Here is a 17,273-nt window from a genome sequence, read left to right as displayed (position 1 = left end):
TTAAATATTATTAGTTATTTTTAGATCTAAATGCTTTATTTTCTTTTTTTACTTGGTCTGCGCATATAGTTTTTTGGAAGTGTTTTTCTATGCAGAGCATGATATTTTTTAAAACCAGTTGCACCAACATGTGCTCTGTTTCCTCGAGAAGTATTACAGGTTCCACAAAATACCCTGCCATTTCTCATGTTGTTTCTTCCTCCTTTTGAAGCGGGTTGTATATGATCAATGTGAAACTGTCCATCGCCCATTCTTCTGCCTTGAAATGTTGCATAATGTACCTGTGAATGCTGAAATCCGCAGTAATCACAAGTATGAAAGCCGTCGTTTTTCTTTTTATTTGCTGCTAATTTTTTTGCTCTTTGCTTTTTGTCAAATTTTATTAGCTGTACTGTATTAGAATTGAAATTAGCAATAGCCTGATTAGATTTTAATTGTCTAACTGGAATATTATTATTTCTTAGAGTTGAAGTTGAAACGCGATTATCAATTAGCTGATAAGTATTTTTGGTACTGTTGCTATTTGTCAGATGGCTTGCTGCATCCTGAAAATCATTTTCTGTCGAAACTTTGCTATAAGTATTCATGATTCTTTTTTTATACGTTTATGCTTTCTATTAAATAGCCTTTATAATCTTTCGCAAAAAAGCAAAATTTCTAACCTCGAAAAGGCGTAACCTCAACAGGGCCAACACCGCCCAAATAATTAATCGCTGAACAAAAGGGATGGTTGTGAATCCTATTTTTAAAATGCTCTAAATCTCGATCAAAGTAGGGTAGCTCCACTTTTTCTCCGGTAATTAGCTTTACCAGATGATCATTTTCTAAAGGATAAATTTTAAATAACGGTTTTCTTGCGGCGTAGAAAAGATTTTCGTCATCAGCTATTATAGAAACCTCGCCACGGTTTTCTTTTAGTTTTTGAGGATTCGTTTTTAATAAGTTAACGATCTGATTTTCAATTTTAGTAACCATTTCTTCTACACTTTTTTCGGTAGTTTGTACAACCAAATAAAGATTTTGGCTTGTAATAAGATATCCGTTAATATAAAAGAAAATCTTGTCGTGGAAATCATTCAAAGCCAATGCAATTATGGTATTCACATAGTTGAAATCAAAATGTTTTTTCCAGTTTCCAATTTTAAGTTTCACTTTATGACGGTGTAATTGAGGCGCGGCAATGGCAACTTTTTTTATGTTTTCATTCTTTTTCATAACGTCAATTCATTTGAGTAACCACAAGTGTTTTGTTCTCTTTTTTAAATTCACGTCTAATCCCTTCCAATAAATCGTGCTGACTGACAACTGTTTCATTTCTCTGAATGGCAGCCAGAGCGCAAAATCGCAATACATTAATAATTGCTCCACCAGCAAGTTCATACTCTTCGGCAATGCTTTCTATGTCAATATCTGGACTTAGTTTACATTTTCCTGAAAATGCTTTTTCCCATAAAAGAATCCTTTCCTCTGCGGTTGGCATCGTAAAATGAATCATGGATTGAAATCTTCTGGAGAAAGCTTCATCCATATTTTCTTTTAAATTGGATGCTAGAATAACCACTCCTGGAAAATCTTCAATTCTTTGCAGTAAATATCCCGTTTGCTGATTGGCGTGCCGATCGTTTGAAGAAGAAGCATTTGTCCTTTTTCCGAAAAGCGCATCGGCTTCGTCAAAAAATAAAATCCAGTCCTTGTGTTGTGCAACATCAAATATTTTAGACAGATTTTTTTCTGTTTCACCAATATATTTAGAAACAATCATAGAAAGATCAACCCTGAAAACTTCTCTGTTGGTACTTTTTCCAAGTAAAGTTGCAGTAAGCGTTTTACCAGTGCCTGGAGGTCCGTAAAAAAGGGTTCGATATCCAGGTTTTATTTTATTCTCCAAACCCCATTCTGTCATAAGAGTATCACCATGATTTAGCCAAGCGTTAATCTCCATAACCTGATTCATGACATGTTCTTCTAGAACCAAATCGTCCCAGTTTAATTTGGTCGAAATTTGTTGTGCAGGAAACGAAACGCTATGCTCCAATTTAGGCAAAATGCCAGTTATAAAAAAGTTGAGCCAACGTTCGTTAATCGAAAGTACGTGATTCAAAATAGGAACATTAGATTCGTTATTTTCTAAAATCAAAACCTGTTCTTTTGAAAGTATATTTGAAGTATTCAGAATTTGAAGTACTTCTATTCTTAATTCAGGATTTACAGCGGTAATTAAAAAAGATAGGGTTTGTCCTGTAGGCAAAAAACCGCTATGATTTTTATTGATAACTCCGCCAAATTCAGTAAATCCACGATCGTACATCGCATTTTTACTAAAGAAAATATCCAGAACTTCGGGTTTAATCTGAGGTGCGAGAATTAGGGCAAGACAAAGCCTTTCGTAAAGATTCAAATCCCATTCGGTTATTTTTTTATAATAAACACTATTTTCAGTTTCTGCATCAGTTTCTGGTAGCGGAATATCCTGCCAGCGGTTTTCATGTCCATCCTGAAGCAGATAACTGCAAATAACCTGATCGATTACCTTTTGCAGCCAATCCATTTCATTATACAAAGAGACAATATTGGGATTAGTTTCCATAAACTCCAAATAATTTTTCTACATCGTCCAGATTTGCGTCAGCCCATTTAAAATAAAGCAAAGCCGTATTAGGATTCAGCTCATTGCATTGCAGCATATCCAAATAAAAACCTTGTGCATTTTGCATGATCATTTGTGTGTTATAATCAACATCATTATGAAAACTCGAATCAAAAAAAGAATCTGCCCATTCGCTTGTATTGTTCTCTTTGGCAATAAAATCGGTAATGAAATAAGACAATTTTTCGTCTTGCACGACCAATTTTTTGGCTTTGAAATAAGCAGGTTTTCTCTTAGTTTCTCGGTGGTAATATTCGATATCTTTAGACTGAATGGTTTTAGTATTTTCATGTCCGAAAATATCAGACAATCCAAAATTTTCAGCCTCACAAGCCAATTCTAGTTCGGCATTTGCTTCGCCAGCTATGGCCAGAGTTGTATTTTTTGCGGTTGCACTTTCTGTTACAACATAAAGTTCCCTAAAGGAGTATAAGGTTTGTGTGAGCTTTATAATTAATTGCTGCTGTATTTCATTCCAATTATTAATTTTTACAGATTCAGGTTCTTCGGCTTTAAAAATGAAGCTTCCTTTATTAGCAAAAGCCAATATTTGTTTGCTAAATTCAAAATTGCCGTCAATAGAACCATGCGCGTGTGATCGTCCTGAATAAGGTTTTGAAATTCCATCACTAAAATTCCAATTGGCATCATTTAAGGCAATTACTCCGCTTATATCAGCATCGTGACGCGATATAATGCCATTGCGATAAATGTTTCCAAGAAGAATAATTTCGCCGTTTTTAATCTGAAAATAATCGCCAGGAAAAAGACTTTTATTTAACGGTTTGGTGGGCAGAAATCCTCCAGTTTTGAGATAAAAATGCCTATAAAAATTCTTATTAGTATGATCCATAACCTTAAAAATTATTGATTAAAGTCCACTGAATGCAGTAAGCAAACAGTGGACAATTTAATTGATCTTAAGATGCATAAGCAGCAGCAGTTGCCGCAGCTAAGCTAGATTGAAGTGATTGCAGTTTGATTTGCGCTTTGTTTAAATTGGCAGTTGCAATGCTCAATTGTCTTCCCGTTTCGTCATTTGCAGTATTGGCTTTATCATAAGAAATCTGAGCGTTTTTATACGCATTGTATATTAAGGCTCTTATAGAAGTCTTGTCTGAAGGCTGAACTGATAAAGGCGCGTCTAAAGATTTTTCATCTGTTAAAGTCAGATACAATTTTGTTGCTTGTTTGCTTTCTAAAGTAATTGCCGCTTCAGATTCCAGAACAGAAGCTTCTGCAGCCAATGTAGATTTTAAGGCAACTAGCGTAAGAGCAACCGCATTATTGGCGTCTGTACCTGCGCTGTTTATTCTTGCGATTAAATCATCAGAAATTAACGGATTAAGTGCTTTTTTGCGAATAACTAGAATAGACAGTTTATTAATTATTTCTACAGAATAAATTAATTTGCTAATCAAGTCACTGATGCTTTTGCTAACTGTTGTTGAGTCTTCTGTTGCATAGGCTGTTTTTGAAAAAGCAACTCTTGAATTGAGAGCTAAGTCGTAAGCATTTTGAATAACTTGATCGATCAAGTTTTTGTTGCTTAATGCATGCGTACGATTGCTTTCAGAAACTAATAAATAACCTTGATATCGGGTTGCTTTTTCATTCAGCGAATTTACAATTGTCTGTTGCTGCTGTACAATTGCTGTTGCATCAACTACTTGATTTTTTAGCAAGTCTAATTCAGCTTTTTTCTTTTCTGTAATTCCGTATTTCTGTAAACTTGGTCTTAACGGAGTTAATGATATAGTATCCATATAGTTGCGGTATTAATTAGTTTGTGATTTCAGATTTTGGTTTTGTAGAATAAGGTATTGGCGGTGTGTTTTGCCAATCAGAAAGACTATTTTTATATCTGGTTTTTAAAATCTCAGTGCCTTTGTAATAAGACAAAATAACAGGAATGTAATTTTTATCTTCAATTAGCGGATTTCCGAAGTTATCTGTAGTGGTGCCATCAATATGCACGTCAAATTCTTGACCAGAAGCTGCTTTTTGTTTGGCACTTGTAAAGTTTCCTGCCGGAATGTTTTCTGCTAAATTTAAATTGAAGAAGAAGGCGTTGCTGTTTTTAACCGGTTTAGGAGATTTCTCTTTAACTTCTTTCAGTTTAGCGTTCAAATCTGTCAATTGCGCTTTTGCAAGGCGTAATTTCTCTTTAGCATCAGCCAATGCACTTTTCAGACTATTATTTTTCTGTTTGTCTTGATCAGGATCTTTACTGTTTTTGGCTGTTTCGGCACTTGTTTGAGCAGAACTATTTAAGATCTCGATCTCTTCGGTAAGCGCTTTAACTTCAGCATCAACAGTTTTAATTTCCTCATCTAACTCCATGGTTTCAATTTTGGATTCCAAAGTCTGTAAATCCTCATTTGTAGAAAGATTATCGGTGTAAGGCAAGAAGAAACATCTGTAATCAATTTCACTTGCTTTTAATTCTTCTTTCTCAACATTAAAAGTAATTTTAGATAAATCTTCAGAATGTTTTCTAGAAGTGCCAATATCTTTCGCACTTTTTAAAGTATAGACTAACGAAAATATTTCAGAAGGTGCAGATAGATATTCATCAAACGTATTGATTTCTTTCTTGTAAGATTCAGTAAACATTATTAAAAGAAAAGCAACATAATTTTCGCCAAGCACTAGAGGTTCATTATCTGCATCTCTCAAAGATTTATAAGCTATAGATGTGCTGTATTTTCCTTTATCATCTGGTTTTTGCGTCGCAGGAATACTTTTGCATTGATCGGGATTGCCCACCAAATCTTCTGCCGTAGAAGCATTAAAGAATGATTTCTTACTGTCTTTTACCAAAATGATATTGTAGCTTAAAACTGGATTTGCTAATCCTTTATTTTGCGTTGCAGGATCTCTATCTTCGGGAGAAAAAGGACTTTTGTAAGCATCAAATGAAACAGTAAAACTGCCTGCTGAAGGATCAAAATTTGTAGGAACCTCAACAATCAAAGCCTGATTAAATTGTTCGTTGTTATACGTATAGGCTTTCTTTGAAGCATTATATTCTACCTCACAACATTTTATGGCTCCTTCTGCAGCTCTTGTAGCAATACTTGCTTTTGCTCTCGTATCGTTATCTACGGTTAGTACTGCGGTAGTTGCTGTTAAATCTGAAGTGGTTACCTGCAATAAATTATTGACAGAAGAGTTGGTTAGCTTAGCTCCATCTGCCACAACAGAAGTTGAAACTTCAGAAATCGATGCTGTAGCTTCCATAGCATATTGCGAAGTAAGCTCTGCATTATAGGCTGTTTTATTAATCAGATTATAAGCTTCAAGCGTTTGCTGATAAATTTGAGTTCCATAATCGGCAGCATTTACAATACTGTAAATACTTCCAATATCGCTAGCCAAACGCACAATAGAATTTGAAGCAATTTGTATATTCGACGCGCAAACCGCCATATTGGTAACGGCTTGTGTTACATACGTTTTTTGCTGATTGGCAGATAGTAATAAGTTGTCTGCCATATTCTTATTCGTAACCACAACATTATTTATATGTTGCTGTTCTTTGTACAATTTTGCTGTTGCATCGAGTTTTTCCTGCGCAACAATCTCAGCTCCTTCAGCATAATAAAGAGTAAACATTGAAGTGCTCAATTGTGAACTCAATTGTTTTTTGGTCATTTCCTGACTTTCTAATGAAGACAATACACTAGAATGCAGATTTTCATTGTAACTGTTCATAATAGTTCTTTTAGTTGATTAATTTATATTTCAATATTGTATTCAAGGTTCTTATTTGGATAATTGGTTTTTAGAATACTTTTTTAATAAGGCCAAATGACATGCAAAGGCTTATCCATCCAATGGTATTTCATAATCGAAAAAGCAAAAGGAGATCTGTTAATCAATATATCATAAGCTCTTCTCTCTACCGTGAGTTCCCATTTATCTTCTAGTTCTACCAGAATTCCGTCGCGTACAAGCCAGTTGCCGCGAAAACCGTCTACGGAGCAATCTCCAATTTCTGGCCAATGCGAAATCGCCGCTTGTATCAAACCCTTTATCAATTGTTTTTCCTGATCAGTGATATCAATAAAATCAGGCACAGTATCGGCTAAAGGCAAACCGCACAAAACTTTGTTTAGCGGCAAATAAACCTCTTCCGTTTCCTGCATTCCTGTAATTAGATATTGCAAGTATTGTACAGCTCTAACTTGATGTTCGTTGCTTATAAATTTTCTTTCAGAAGTTAGGCTCAATCGTTCAAACAGCATCGCGATATAATCGTTTAAGAGTACAATTCCTGCGTTTCTAACAGGAATTCCTTGTTTAGGGCTGTTTTTTGGGTTTTCTTTAGTTTTATTATGTTCCATTTTCGAAATTATTTCAGTTTGTTTTAAGACGGTTGAGGTTTGCTTTTCGGCTCTTAGAATTTCTTTGAAACCGAGCTGTAAAGCGGGAGGAAATTGATAGATATATTTTTTCATATCGGCCAAAAAGCTTTTTTTTGAGATTCCTTTTTTGGTTACAACTTCCCAGATTAATTCATTCCAGATTTTGTCTATTGCAATAAGTCTCCAATTGTCGTTGGTTACAGCCTTTAAGAGCTTTCGCAATAAGAGATGTTGCATTTCTTTAGCAGCCAATCCTTTTATTTTAACATTGCCCAAAACTTGATTGAATTTTTCCAAAATCCGTAAAGACAATTCTTTGTTTTTATCCAATTGACTAACCGCATTGCATAAATGATGAAAGTTAATATTTCGGCAAAGCCAATCAATTTGAGCTTCAGGAATAAATTCTTTTTTTATTATTCTAAAGAAAATCTTTGGCTCTTTTACCATAATGGCGTTCAGAATGTCTTTAATCTCAATGGTTTTAGAAATGCTGAAAGCAGATGAAACTTGTCTTTCTATAAGGATTGATGAAATCCATTTGTATTTCTCTTTTTCAGATAAACTCTCGATTTCAAAAAGCAAATCTGCGCTAATTGATTCTGCAGTTTCATTAGAAACTATAGAATCAGAAATGCCATTGTTTTCTAAAAAAGACATAAAATCTGGTGCTGAATTGGCATATTCAAAAGATTTTGTTTCGTTTTGAAGCTGTATTTTTTCCTTCGCGACATTCTTTTTTAAATACAATTTGAGTTCTTTCTGAAGCAGTTTATCAAATAAAACTTCATTGCCTTTGTAAGCAGAATATTTTAAAATCGTGTTCCAGAAAAGTTCATTTAATGCTGCACTAATTTTAGTTTCTGAAACTGATTTTATATTTCGAATTAGGACAGAAGCAGTTTTCTGAATCCAGTTCTTCTTCAGCGCAACTGCATTTGTCAAGAAATAAAGCAATATGTTTTCACTTTCTTTTTTGTCTTGTTTTCGGAGTAAAACAAATCCTGCATCATTAAAATTAGCACTCAATAATTGTGCTAATTCCTGCTGATCTTGCTTTGACGTGTTTTGAATGAGCAAGGCAAGCGCAACGGGATCTATAGATTTTGTGTTTTTTAACTGGTTTAAAAAGGTCTTTTTAATAGCCACTCCAAAAGATTTAATTCGTTTGGACTGAATCAGTTTTGCGATAAACTGAAAATAATCATCGCGTCTCGTCTCAGTCACTTTTTTGGATAACTGCACAATAATAGTTTCCATAAACAAAGAGGAGTTATGCTCTGGATGTAACAATATTTCCTGCATTCCAAGAAGCAACAAATCATCGGTAATTAATTCTTCAGGAAAATCATATTGATCTTTTTCATTTAAAATCTCATACACAACCTGTATCGTTTGTACAAGTTTTGTTTTTTTATAATTGGCTGTTTTGACCAATAATTGAAGCATTTCTCGATTCAAAACCAACGGAAGTATTTTCTTAAGAATGTCTTTATTTCCGTATGAAAGCATGGCTTCAAAAGCCATTTTAGGATGCAGTAAAATAGTTCTAGTCAGCGATCTTTGTAAGTCAATAAAAAAGACACTTTTGGTACTGTTTTTCTGTAATTCGAGTTCTAGTTTTGCGACAAGATTTTTGAAATGAACAGCGGGATAATTAGAATTATTACGGCTTATTTCTTTGCAATAGATAGCATTTAGATCCGTAAAAATAACCGCAGCATTATTGCTTTTTATCGCCGCAGGAATTTTAGCATTGGTAAACAGGGCCAATAAATGCTCATGGCTCAGATTATTTTTTTTGCTTAATTCTTTAATGCAAAATAGCAGAAAAGCAGTATTGTCTGTATTTTTATTTTGGATGAGAAATAGAATTCCAATTTGCCATAAAGCCTTACGGTTTGTTTTTAGTTTAAAAGTCTGGCTCAATTGGTTTAGATAAATAATAGATTCTGTATGAAGCTGCGATGGAGTAGTATCCAGTTTTGAATACAGTATTTTTATCGAAGTTTCATTTAAATCAAGGAGCAGCGAAACAAGCAAACTCTCATCTTTAAAAATGGGCTGAAGCAGCGTATTAAATTTTGTTTTATTCTCGCTATTCAATACCATTATCAATTCGTTTAAATTGTCTTTGTCGGCTTTAAATCTTCTATTGCCTTTATTTTTCAATAATTGCTCTAATAGACTCCAATAATTTGTAGCAGTTTCAAGCTTATAATTCTCGCTTTTTTGGGTTTCATATTCCTGCGTTAGTATTTTAAGACAAGCAATAAAATCGTTGTTCTGCGATGTTTTATCAGAGAGTTTTACAATCGTATTTTCGATTAGAATAATAAGTTCGGCATAAGCAATATTGTAATGATTGGCCATTTGCAGAATACTGCTTTTCATGAAAGCCAGTTTATTAAAAAGCGTTCCGCGTTCGAGCAGCAAAAAGTTCAGAATAAAGAACCATAGATTCTTTTTGAAACTTGCCGTACTCGTTTGGATAATCGTTTCTTTAACCTGAATATTAACCATCGTTGCGCTAAACTCAATAATAGAACTACTATTATTAGGTTCGAGCGAGGCGATTATTTTAGTGATGTTTTTTTCGTCAAACTGCCATGCAATTCGTTTTCTCACTTCCTCATGAGACATTCCCGTTTTTTTAATAATCGCAATAACCTCAGCGAGATTGTTCTGAAGCAATTCTGCCATAATCTGGTTGACAGAACCTTCTTTATTTTGATAATTCCATGGTAAATAACCTTCTAGCAAAAAGACCGTAAGATTTTCTAGAATTGATTTTTCTTTATTGTAAACCGCAATTCCGTTTTGCTTCTGATTGTTTTGATACAGAATTAATTCGGCTATTTTCTCTCTTAATAGATTTTGTATTTTTCGGCTAAGATCAAACTCTAGATCACCATAATCGCAGGCGCCAAGATCAAGTTCAAGCAATTCAATTCTCCAGCTTTGTTCCTGCGGGCATAATTCGTCAAAAATAGAGGTAACTTCTCTAGGCAACGAAATTTTGCTCCAAGCACTTAAACGCTCCTGAAGTCTGTAACCTTCTTTCTTTTGGTCAAAAGTGGTGTCCCATTTTAGACTCGATACAATATGGCTATTTATTTCTTCCATTTTTTGCTTCTAAAATTGAGGTTAGACTATGAATTAAATTTACAGCGTACTGCTCCGGATTTGAACTTGCTTCTGTTTCAGTATAGTGTGTATCTAGTGTATTTTTGAAGCGTAAACTGTCATGCCAGCTATAGTAATTCGATGTAAAATTTTCAAGTTCGTGAAACTGAACAGACAGATATTCACATTGTATATTTGTTGGAAGACTAACCGCAAGAAACTGTTCTAAACGTCTTTCGAATTGAGGAGTTTGCAATTCAGAAATAAAATCTGGAAATAACAGAATCGCATTTTTCTTAAAAAGTGCATCGTTGATTGTTATGGTTCCGTTTCCAGAAGAAACGGTAATACGAAATGAATAATCAGAGAATTTACTTTTGGTATAATCTATAGATGTTCCAGTTTGAGAATTATCAGTACTAAAAGCATATTTTTCATTAGAAAATTCCAACTGACCTTTTAAAAACTGAGAATCCAAAACGGTTTGACTTTCCGTATTTAAAAGATAATTTATATTGGCAATGGTTTGGAAATCTGTATTTTGTATTTCGTAAAAAGAATTATCACTTTGTTTTACAATTTCAAGATTATATTTTAATTGACTTAAGAGAATAGAGGTTTCAATAAAAAAACTACCTTTTCTATTTTCTTTAAGCCAATATACTTTTTGTATGGTTTTATTGCTGTTCAATTGATCTTCGATAGAAGTTTGTGAAGCTTCAAATTGTGTTGTAATAAAATTGGTATATATGTTTTTTAATCCGAAAAGTAAATTCAGTTTTAATTCTAAACCAGAAAAATTATTGAAATCTGTTTTGCTTAGTTTTTCTTTTTTATTGATTTTATTAGATTGAAAAACAAAATCTGACGTGTTTTCGCTAATATGCTCAAAATGCTCCTTTTTAATGTTTAGCAAATGAGCTTCTGCGGTTTGATTAATTTTTGAAGCCGTTAGAATATTATAACCTTTAAAACGGTTGTAGGATAATAAATCGAGATTCTGCAAATACAAACTCTTTATAATGATCTGATCTTTTTTCTTGTTTCCGGTATAGATAGTATCATGAATGATAGCATCAATTACTTTTGGCGATTCGCCGTGTCTGGCAAGCAAATGATCTAGTATTTTGTTTCGTCTTTCGAAGTTAACATCTTCTTCTTCCATGATTTTCATCATTCCAAAGATGTAGGCATTATAAGGATCTTGCTGATATTCTCGCCAGCTTTTTTCTTTCAGTTCCTTTTTAGTTTCAATTCCATTGCTGTATTCAAAAATGGCATTATTTTTCAATAAAGGTTTGATATGAGGAATACTATACAAAGATTGATAGAAATAGCTAGGAGAGAACATTTTGTACGGAACAGGATATTCCAAATGCTTTTTCTCGTATGTATCTTTTAGTGCATAAAAAGCGTCGTTGTCTGATGGCGCTCCGCATACCGAATTGGTGAAAGAAAATAGTTTGGGAACATTGGCTAATTGCGAAAACTGATTGGCCAAAACCTGATCAAATAAAGTCAAATAGCCTTTTAACTGACGCGATTGTGCCACTTGAACGGGTAAAGAATCGTCTTCGATTTTATCGTCGCCAATGCCATATTGCTGCGGAAATGTATTTTGAATGGAGTAATAACTATTGATATCTCTAAAACTGCTTTTGGGCAACTTTATAGTCGGTTTGTTGTTTAAGCTTGTTACATTATCCTGATATTGGCCAATATTGATTTGCAACGGACCAAAGACATCTGCAGCTATTTGTTTTCCGTTAACGTTTAGTGTTAGTTTTTTCTCTTTATAAGAATTTATAATATCAACAAACAATAATTGGCTTTCTGTTGCTTGCAATGTTTGAACATTATCCGTATTCTGATAAAGCTGGATTCCCGAAACCGAAATGACACCGGTTACAGACTCCATTACAGGAATTAAATTAATAGCTTTTATTGTATCTTTTTTATCGTATAAAGAATCGTCAGAAATCCAACCGTTTTTAAGATATGGGCCGTCATATATTGTAGCAGCATCATATCCGTCTTCTTTCATAGTATCATAATTCACCTGATCTATTTTCGGAAATATATAATTGCGAATTTTATTTTGAAGTTCTAATAAAACAGCATGTTCATCTACACTTTTCTCGAGTTCTATATTTCCGCCAATCCAGCAATTTTGCAGTTGCAATGCAATTGGCATATTAAAAAGTTCGCCAATATTTCGACTCTGATTGAGGTAATAATAGACTGATTTGCAAATGTTATTGCATTTAGTATCATCGGTAATATCAGGATTGATATAAAGATAAATTTGATAGACTCTGCTAAATGCCAAAAGATTCTGACTGTAAGGTGCGATTACAACATTGTAAACCTCTTCGATGCCGTCTATAATGTATTTTTTGTAATCGTTAATGGTGTATGGCGCCGTAGTCAGAATTTTATAAGGCATATAAAACTGATTTTCAATTTCCATTTTTCCTGTAGAATCGGTTAAAATATCGGGAATCGAAAAATCGGTACAATAACCTAATTCGGTCATGGCATAACAAACCTGATCTAGAATTGTCATTCCAGGATCGCTCGGGTTAAAGTTGGTCCATTCATTGCCAATGTGATTTTGGATATAATCAATAGCTTCGTCTTTCAGGAAGTTAAAGTCCTGATGCGGCGGAAGCTGAATTTTTGTTATTTGATTATTAGTATCCATTTCTATTTGGTTATGAAATATTATGATGGGGTGCCGAAACTAAAAGTGTCATCGAATCGTTTGGCATTAAGTTTTCCTCTTCGCTTTTTAAAACAGTTTGCAAGCCCGTAACCGGATCAATGTTGTAGCTCGAAAAAGTTACTTTCTCTACCGTAAGAACTCCTTTTATATTTTGCACAAATGTTTTCACTTTGGCATCTATAAGCGGTTTGCCAATTTCTATTTCAGAAGGGCAGTTCGTAATCCAAGGCGATAAATACTTTTTTAGAGCAAGATTTACATTCTTTGTTACCAAGGTGGTCTGGTAGTTTGGATCTACTTGAATATTGATGTTAATGGTAACGTATTCTAGATCAAAATTGGAAACGTTTAGTTGGGTAAATGGAGATGAATTGGCGCTTAAAAACTTTTGCACCTCAATTTCGAGAGCATTTGTCACCAAAGGTGTAAAGGCATTTGAATCGCTATCTGATGCTATTTTTTTTACCAAATAAACATTGGTGATGTTATTGCTTTCGTCAGTCACTACTTTTGAATAATAGACCGTATCAAACTTTTCGGCAATGAGCGTATAATAATCGGATGCTGTGCTGGCTCTATTTTTGGTTTTTATGCTATTGCTTACTCTTTTATTTCGATCTATTTTGTCTTCGGCAGCTTTTCCTCCAAAAGAAGCAAAAGGCTGTATGATAGTACCTATTTCTGGAATCTTAATTTCTGGTTTAGTAATTACATTGGCATCAATTTTCGGACTTTGCGTATCGGTTAGAAACGTCGTTCCAGTTCTTTGCACGATAAAACCATTGGTCTGCATAAAGGTAGTTTTAGAAAATGATTTAAGGTTGCCAACAGCCGCAATAGAAATCCAGTTTTTGTTTCCTGGCATTATACTGCTATTGTTATTGCAATCTGCAGGAATCGGAATTTCTACAATTCCAGAACATCTAAATTGGCTGGTTTGATCCGATAATGGTTTTATATTTTTCCAGCCCAAATCGCTTAAATAGTAATACATAATCTTATTTTGATCGGTAAGCGCGGTTGAATTTCTAGCCAATTCAAAATAGAGGTTTAAAGTGCTGTTGCAAATCAAATTATCGAGTTCTATAAATAAGGCTCCGTTATGGTCAAAAGACGGATAAAGCGGAAAACCTTTTACTGCATCGCTTTCAGAACTTCCAATGATTTCGGTGTTGAATACATTCGTTTCAGTTTTGTCTGCCGTTTCACTATCAAAAACGGTATAGTTTGAAAATGGAGCATAAATAAAATATTGAAACGGATAATCTCCCGCTGTACCATCAAGATTGTAGGTTACGCTTGCATCATATTGAGCAGAAAAAGTCTGTATTTTTGGAACAAATGGAAGATTGGCTGCAGGAATAAAATCATCTTGTTTGTGTGCAACTTTATACCCGTTTTGCAAGGCGATGCTAGCGACAACATTGGCATACAATTCGGAACCAAAACCATATTGTGGACTTTTTAAAGTCATTTTTATAAATCCTGATGTGCTTTCTTCAGAATATTTTAAAGGCTCTTTTTGAATGTTTGGATTGGGATGCCATAATTTTACATCAGGTTTAGTCGAAACAGGTTTAGAATATATATAATCACTGTTAGAGGTGCTAAGAACATTATTAGGAGGAACTACGGGCAAAGTGTCGAATAAATTAACCGGTTGCGAAACTTCATCAGTTGGAATGAAAACTTGGTCATTTTTGGTTCTCAAAATTTTAGTCATTTTTATGCCTTGCCATGATTTGTCTTGCATAATGTTGAAGCATACCATAAAATTGGCATTGGAGAATTCTTTAACGAATGCAATATTTTGATGTTTACGAGGAAAAGCGATTCGATACGCTTTTACAACCGAATTGTCTCCTTTTTTTGGAGGATGTAAATAATCATTATATTCTTTGTAATAAATTTCAAAATTGGCAGGTCTTTTATCCCAATCGATCTGTATTGTGAAACTGTCCAAAGGTTTGCTCAAGATTTCATTATTTCCGATGATAAAGTTGGCATTAACCAACGGAATTGGTCCAAAAGGAGGGAAGGGACTTTTCGTGCTTAATTCCCCATAATCATTATACAATTGAAAAGTTTTGACTCCTTCTACTTTTAAGGCAATAGTGATCGATGTCACTTTAGGAGGATCCTGCGGATTAGGAACATTTTGAAACAACACTTTCATCATAGGCCAATCGCTTTTTAATCCGTCTGGATTAACCAGAAACGGCTCGATTGCAACTACACTTGGATCAAGGATTATAGCAATTGCAATTGCGTTTTGTTTCGTAGCATCGATTGTAAAATTGGAAGGAGCTAAATTCAGTTGTAGCCAATTCTTTTGTGTGCTCAAAAAATAATTGGCTTCTTGGAGGATTTTTAAATCGATCTGAGAAGCAAATTCTAATGTTACCGTTAGGGTTCTTGTCCCTTCGCGCAATAATAGCATGGGCGAAGCAAAGGCAACTCCAATTAAAGACGGATTTAGAGAATCGTCGTCTGAGCCAAAAGTCTCCCAACTGATGGCTTTATTTTCTGGATCTAATTGAATTTCGGTTGGTTTTACAATGGTTTGCAAATTGTAAGACGCATTGTTTTTATCCTGATACGAAAGCTTATGAACACTTGCAATTGTAGCTGGATTGAGATTTACATTTTTTTTACAAGCAAATAAAATAGGATTCTTCTGGGCATCGACTCCCGCATTAAATAAAGTCCCCGCAGGCAGAGTATAAACAGATGTTGGTTTTGTTAGTGTTGCACACAAAAACGCCTGATCTGCAACTGCTGGCAATTTGGTTTGTTTCAGGATATTTTTATAATAAAAATCAAGATGCTTCTCAGAAAGTCCGTTTAATTGATCTTGCTGAATTTTGAGGATATTTACAAATGAGCGCAACAAAACAGTATCTGGAAAATGCCCTTTTTTGAGGTTTAATTTCTGGTATTCTTTTGCGGCGTGATGAATGATGGTTTCTAAAAACTGAAATAATTTATCGCCAATTTTGGTTAGAATAGCTAAGCTTGCCTTTAGTACAGCCCTTATTTCATCCAAAATAGGATGTTCTTTTTCAAAACCAAAAACCTGCCAAAATGGGATTTTATCTTTATTGATATACCAAACATTCTTATCAAAAGATTTAAACTCGTCCCAAGGAACAGAAGTGAGAATTAAATTCTTAATAGATAGTCTTAACAGATATTGTCTATAAGATTGAATAGCCCAAAAATCTATGCTTAGTCTGTTTTTTACTTCTTGCAGTATATACGTTTTGAGATCATATACCTCGCTGTTTTTTAGCATATGATGCGTCCAGCGTTCTACAATTTGATAAATAGCCGTAATGCGATCAAACAAGTTGTTTAAAGCTCGTGTATTGGATATTATGCTGTTTTTGTTTTCAAGCAATCGTTGAATTTCTAAACAACCATTTTTATAATCTGCAAACAGTTTTTTGTAATTTGTTTTCGAAATGGAAGCCATCAGAAAAACGGGATCTTTCAGTAAAAACGGACTCCAGTTTCCTTCTATAGCATTACTGTCATTATAGAAATTGATCAATTTGCTAAATTCTGTCAAAAAGTACAGCCAATCCTGCTCGGTTCTTCCGTCTATTAAATACGGATTCGGAACGAGTGCTTCGTTGAGAGAATTTATAGCGCTATTTTGATCAATTAAAATCATTTTTTTCGATCTAAGTTGGTTCCTTCTTTTAAATAAAATGGGAACACATAATTGTGTCTTGTATTGGTTTTAGAATAGATGTAACTAATCAGTATTTCGATTGTTCCGTTTACGATATCTGTTGATGCGACTCTCACGTCTTGAACCAATATTCTGGGTTCATATCGTAATAAAGCAAACTTGATCGTTTCTATGATTTCGCCTTTAAGCGTACTATCAATTTTTTTAAACATAAATTGCTGTATTCCAGAACCAAATTCGGCTTCAAGCGTACGCTCGCCTTTGCGTGTGTTTAGAATGACATTGATAGACTCGTTAATGTTGGTTTCATTTGCAGACAAATTCAGCTGGTGATTATCTGCAGAGAATGAAACAGGAAACGCCCATCCTGAACCTAAAAAAGCGGAATCATTATGTGCTATATTATCCACCGATCATCACATTAAATGCTCCAAGAACAATTGATCCTCCATGAGCGGTTGAATCTCCCATTCTTGCGGCGGGCATACCACATATCATAACCGTTGCAGATCCTTTTACAATAGAATCTGGAGGCCCTACACAAACTAGCATGTCGCCAACTCTGGCAGCTGGTAATCCTGCTATTAAAACTGTTGGTGCACCTGGCCCAACTATTGGTCCTCCTACATGCGGAATTGGTGGCACTCCCGGAGTAACCATCGGGCATTGATGAAAATCTGTAAGTCTTGCTGCTGGTGGCATATCTTT

At 34.4% G+C, this 17,273-nt stretch carries 11 protein-coding genes; all 11 read right to left on the bottom strand.

Annotated elements, in window-relative coordinates:
- Nucleotides 1-35 precede the first annotated feature (35 nt).
- The 11 genes from QLQ95_RS22420 to QLQ95_RS22370 all read right to left on the bottom strand — a co-directional run bounded on the left by QLQ95_RS22420 (nucleotide 36) and on the right by QLQ95_RS22370 (nucleotide 17,267).
- The gene (locus QLQ95_RS22420; RefSeq protein WP_095930136.1) at nucleotides 36-587 is read right to left on the bottom strand and encodes an HNH endonuclease; all 552 of its coding nucleotides are present in this window, start codon (nucleotides 585-587) and stop codon (nucleotides 36-38) included.
- Between the two features lie 70 nt (nucleotides 588-657).
- On the bottom strand, nucleotides 658-1,215 hold the full coding sequence (locus tag QLQ95_RS22415; protein ID WP_482501762.1) for a hypothetical protein: 558 nt from the start codon (nucleotides 1,213-1,215) through the stop codon (nucleotides 658-660).
- Nucleotides 1,216-1,219: 4 nt separating this feature from the next.
- On the bottom strand, nucleotides 1,220-2,587 hold the full coding sequence (locus QLQ95_RS22410) for an ATP-binding protein (RefSeq protein WP_482501760.1): 1,368 nt from the start codon (nucleotides 2,585-2,587) through the stop codon (nucleotides 1,220-1,222).
- Nucleotides 2,577-3,500 (bottom strand): hypothetical protein, encoded by a 924-nt coding sequence (locus tag QLQ95_RS22405; protein WP_428239248.1) that lies wholly within the window; start codon nucleotides 3,498-3,500, stop codon nucleotides 2,577-2,579. The genes QLQ95_RS22410 and QLQ95_RS22405 overlap by 11 nt, the downstream gene beginning before the upstream one ends.
- A gap of 67 nt (nucleotides 3,501-3,567) precedes the next feature.
- Nucleotides 3,568-4,413: a hypothetical protein gene (locus tag QLQ95_RS22400; protein ID WP_095930132.1), complete on the bottom strand. Its 846-nt coding sequence runs from the start codon at nucleotides 4,411-4,413 to the stop codon at nucleotides 3,568-3,570.
- Nucleotides 4,414-4,429: 16 nt separating this feature from the next.
- A complete protein-coding gene (locus QLQ95_RS22395) occupies nucleotides 4,430-6,364 on the bottom strand; it encodes a hypothetical protein (protein ID WP_482501758.1) in 1,935 nt (644 codons plus the stop codon).
- A gap of 83 nt (nucleotides 6,365-6,447) precedes the next feature.
- The gene (locus QLQ95_RS22390) at nucleotides 6,448-10,143 is read right to left on the bottom strand and encodes a contractile injection system tape measure protein (RefSeq protein WP_482501757.1); all 3,696 of its coding nucleotides are present in this window, start codon (nucleotides 10,141-10,143) and stop codon (nucleotides 6,448-6,450) included.
- Nucleotides 10,127-12,847, bottom strand: coding sequence for a hypothetical protein (locus tag QLQ95_RS22385; protein ID WP_482501755.1), 2,721 nt, complete (start codon nucleotides 12,845-12,847; stop codon nucleotides 10,127-10,129). Before QLQ95_RS22385 ends, QLQ95_RS22390 begins: the two co-directional genes overlap by 17 nt.
- Nucleotides 12,848-12,857: 10 nt before the next feature.
- Nucleotides 12,858-16,544 (bottom strand): hypothetical protein, encoded by a 3,687-nt coding sequence (locus QLQ95_RS22380; protein ID WP_482501753.1) that lies wholly within the window; start codon nucleotides 16,542-16,544, stop codon nucleotides 12,858-12,860.
- Nucleotides 16,541-16,975, bottom strand: coding sequence for a GPW/gp25 family protein (locus QLQ95_RS22375; protein ID WP_482501752.1), 435 nt, complete (start codon nucleotides 16,973-16,975; stop codon nucleotides 16,541-16,543). Before QLQ95_RS22375 ends, QLQ95_RS22380 begins: the two co-directional genes overlap by 4 nt.
- Nucleotides 16,968-17,267, bottom strand: coding sequence for a PAAR domain-containing protein (locus QLQ95_RS22370; protein ID WP_095930126.1), 300 nt, complete (start codon nucleotides 17,265-17,267; stop codon nucleotides 16,968-16,970). Before QLQ95_RS22370 ends, QLQ95_RS22375 begins: the two co-directional genes overlap by 8 nt.
- Between the last annotated feature and the right edge of the window lie 6 nt (nucleotides 17,268-17,273).

The organism is Flavobacterium sp. B330r (genome assembly GCF_056824325.1).
The sequence above is the reverse complement of the archived record's forward strand: the minus strand, read 5'-3'. Positions and strand labels throughout refer to the sequence as shown.

Coding starts and splice junctions, on each gene's coding strand:
- QLQ95_RS22420 (WP_095930136.1), bottom strand. CDS start 587: ATGAATACTTATAGCAAAGTTTCGACAGAAAATGATTTTCAGGATGCA.
- QLQ95_RS22415 (WP_482501762.1), bottom strand. CDS start 1,215: ATGAAAAAGAATGAAAACATAAAAAAAGTTGCCATTGCCGCGCCTCAA.
- QLQ95_RS22410 (WP_482501760.1), bottom strand. CDS start 2,587: ATGGAAACTAATCCCAATATTGTCTCTTTGTATAATGAAATGGATTGG.
- QLQ95_RS22405 (WP_428239248.1), bottom strand. CDS start 3,500: ATGGATCATACTAATAAGAATTTTTATAGGCATTTTTATCTCAAAACT.
- QLQ95_RS22400 (WP_095930132.1), bottom strand. CDS start 4,413: ATGGATACTATATCATTAACTCCGTTAAGACCAAGTTTACAGAAATAC.
- QLQ95_RS22395 (WP_482501758.1), bottom strand. CDS start 6,364: ATGAACAGTTACAATGAAAATCTGCATTCTAGTGTATTGTCTTCATTA.
- QLQ95_RS22390 (WP_482501757.1), bottom strand. CDS start 10,143: ATGGAAGAAATAAATAGCCATATTGTATCGAGTCTAAAATGGGACACC.
- QLQ95_RS22385 (WP_482501755.1), bottom strand. CDS start 12,847: ATGGATACTAATAATCAAATAACAAAAATTCAGCTTCCGCCGCATCAG.
- QLQ95_RS22380 (WP_482501753.1), bottom strand. CDS start 16,544: ATGATTTTAATTGATCAAAATAGCGCTATAAATTCTCTCAACGAAGCA.
- QLQ95_RS22370 (WP_095930126.1), bottom strand. CDS start 17,267: ATGCCACCAGCAGCAAGACTTACAGATTTTCATCAATGCCCGATGGTT.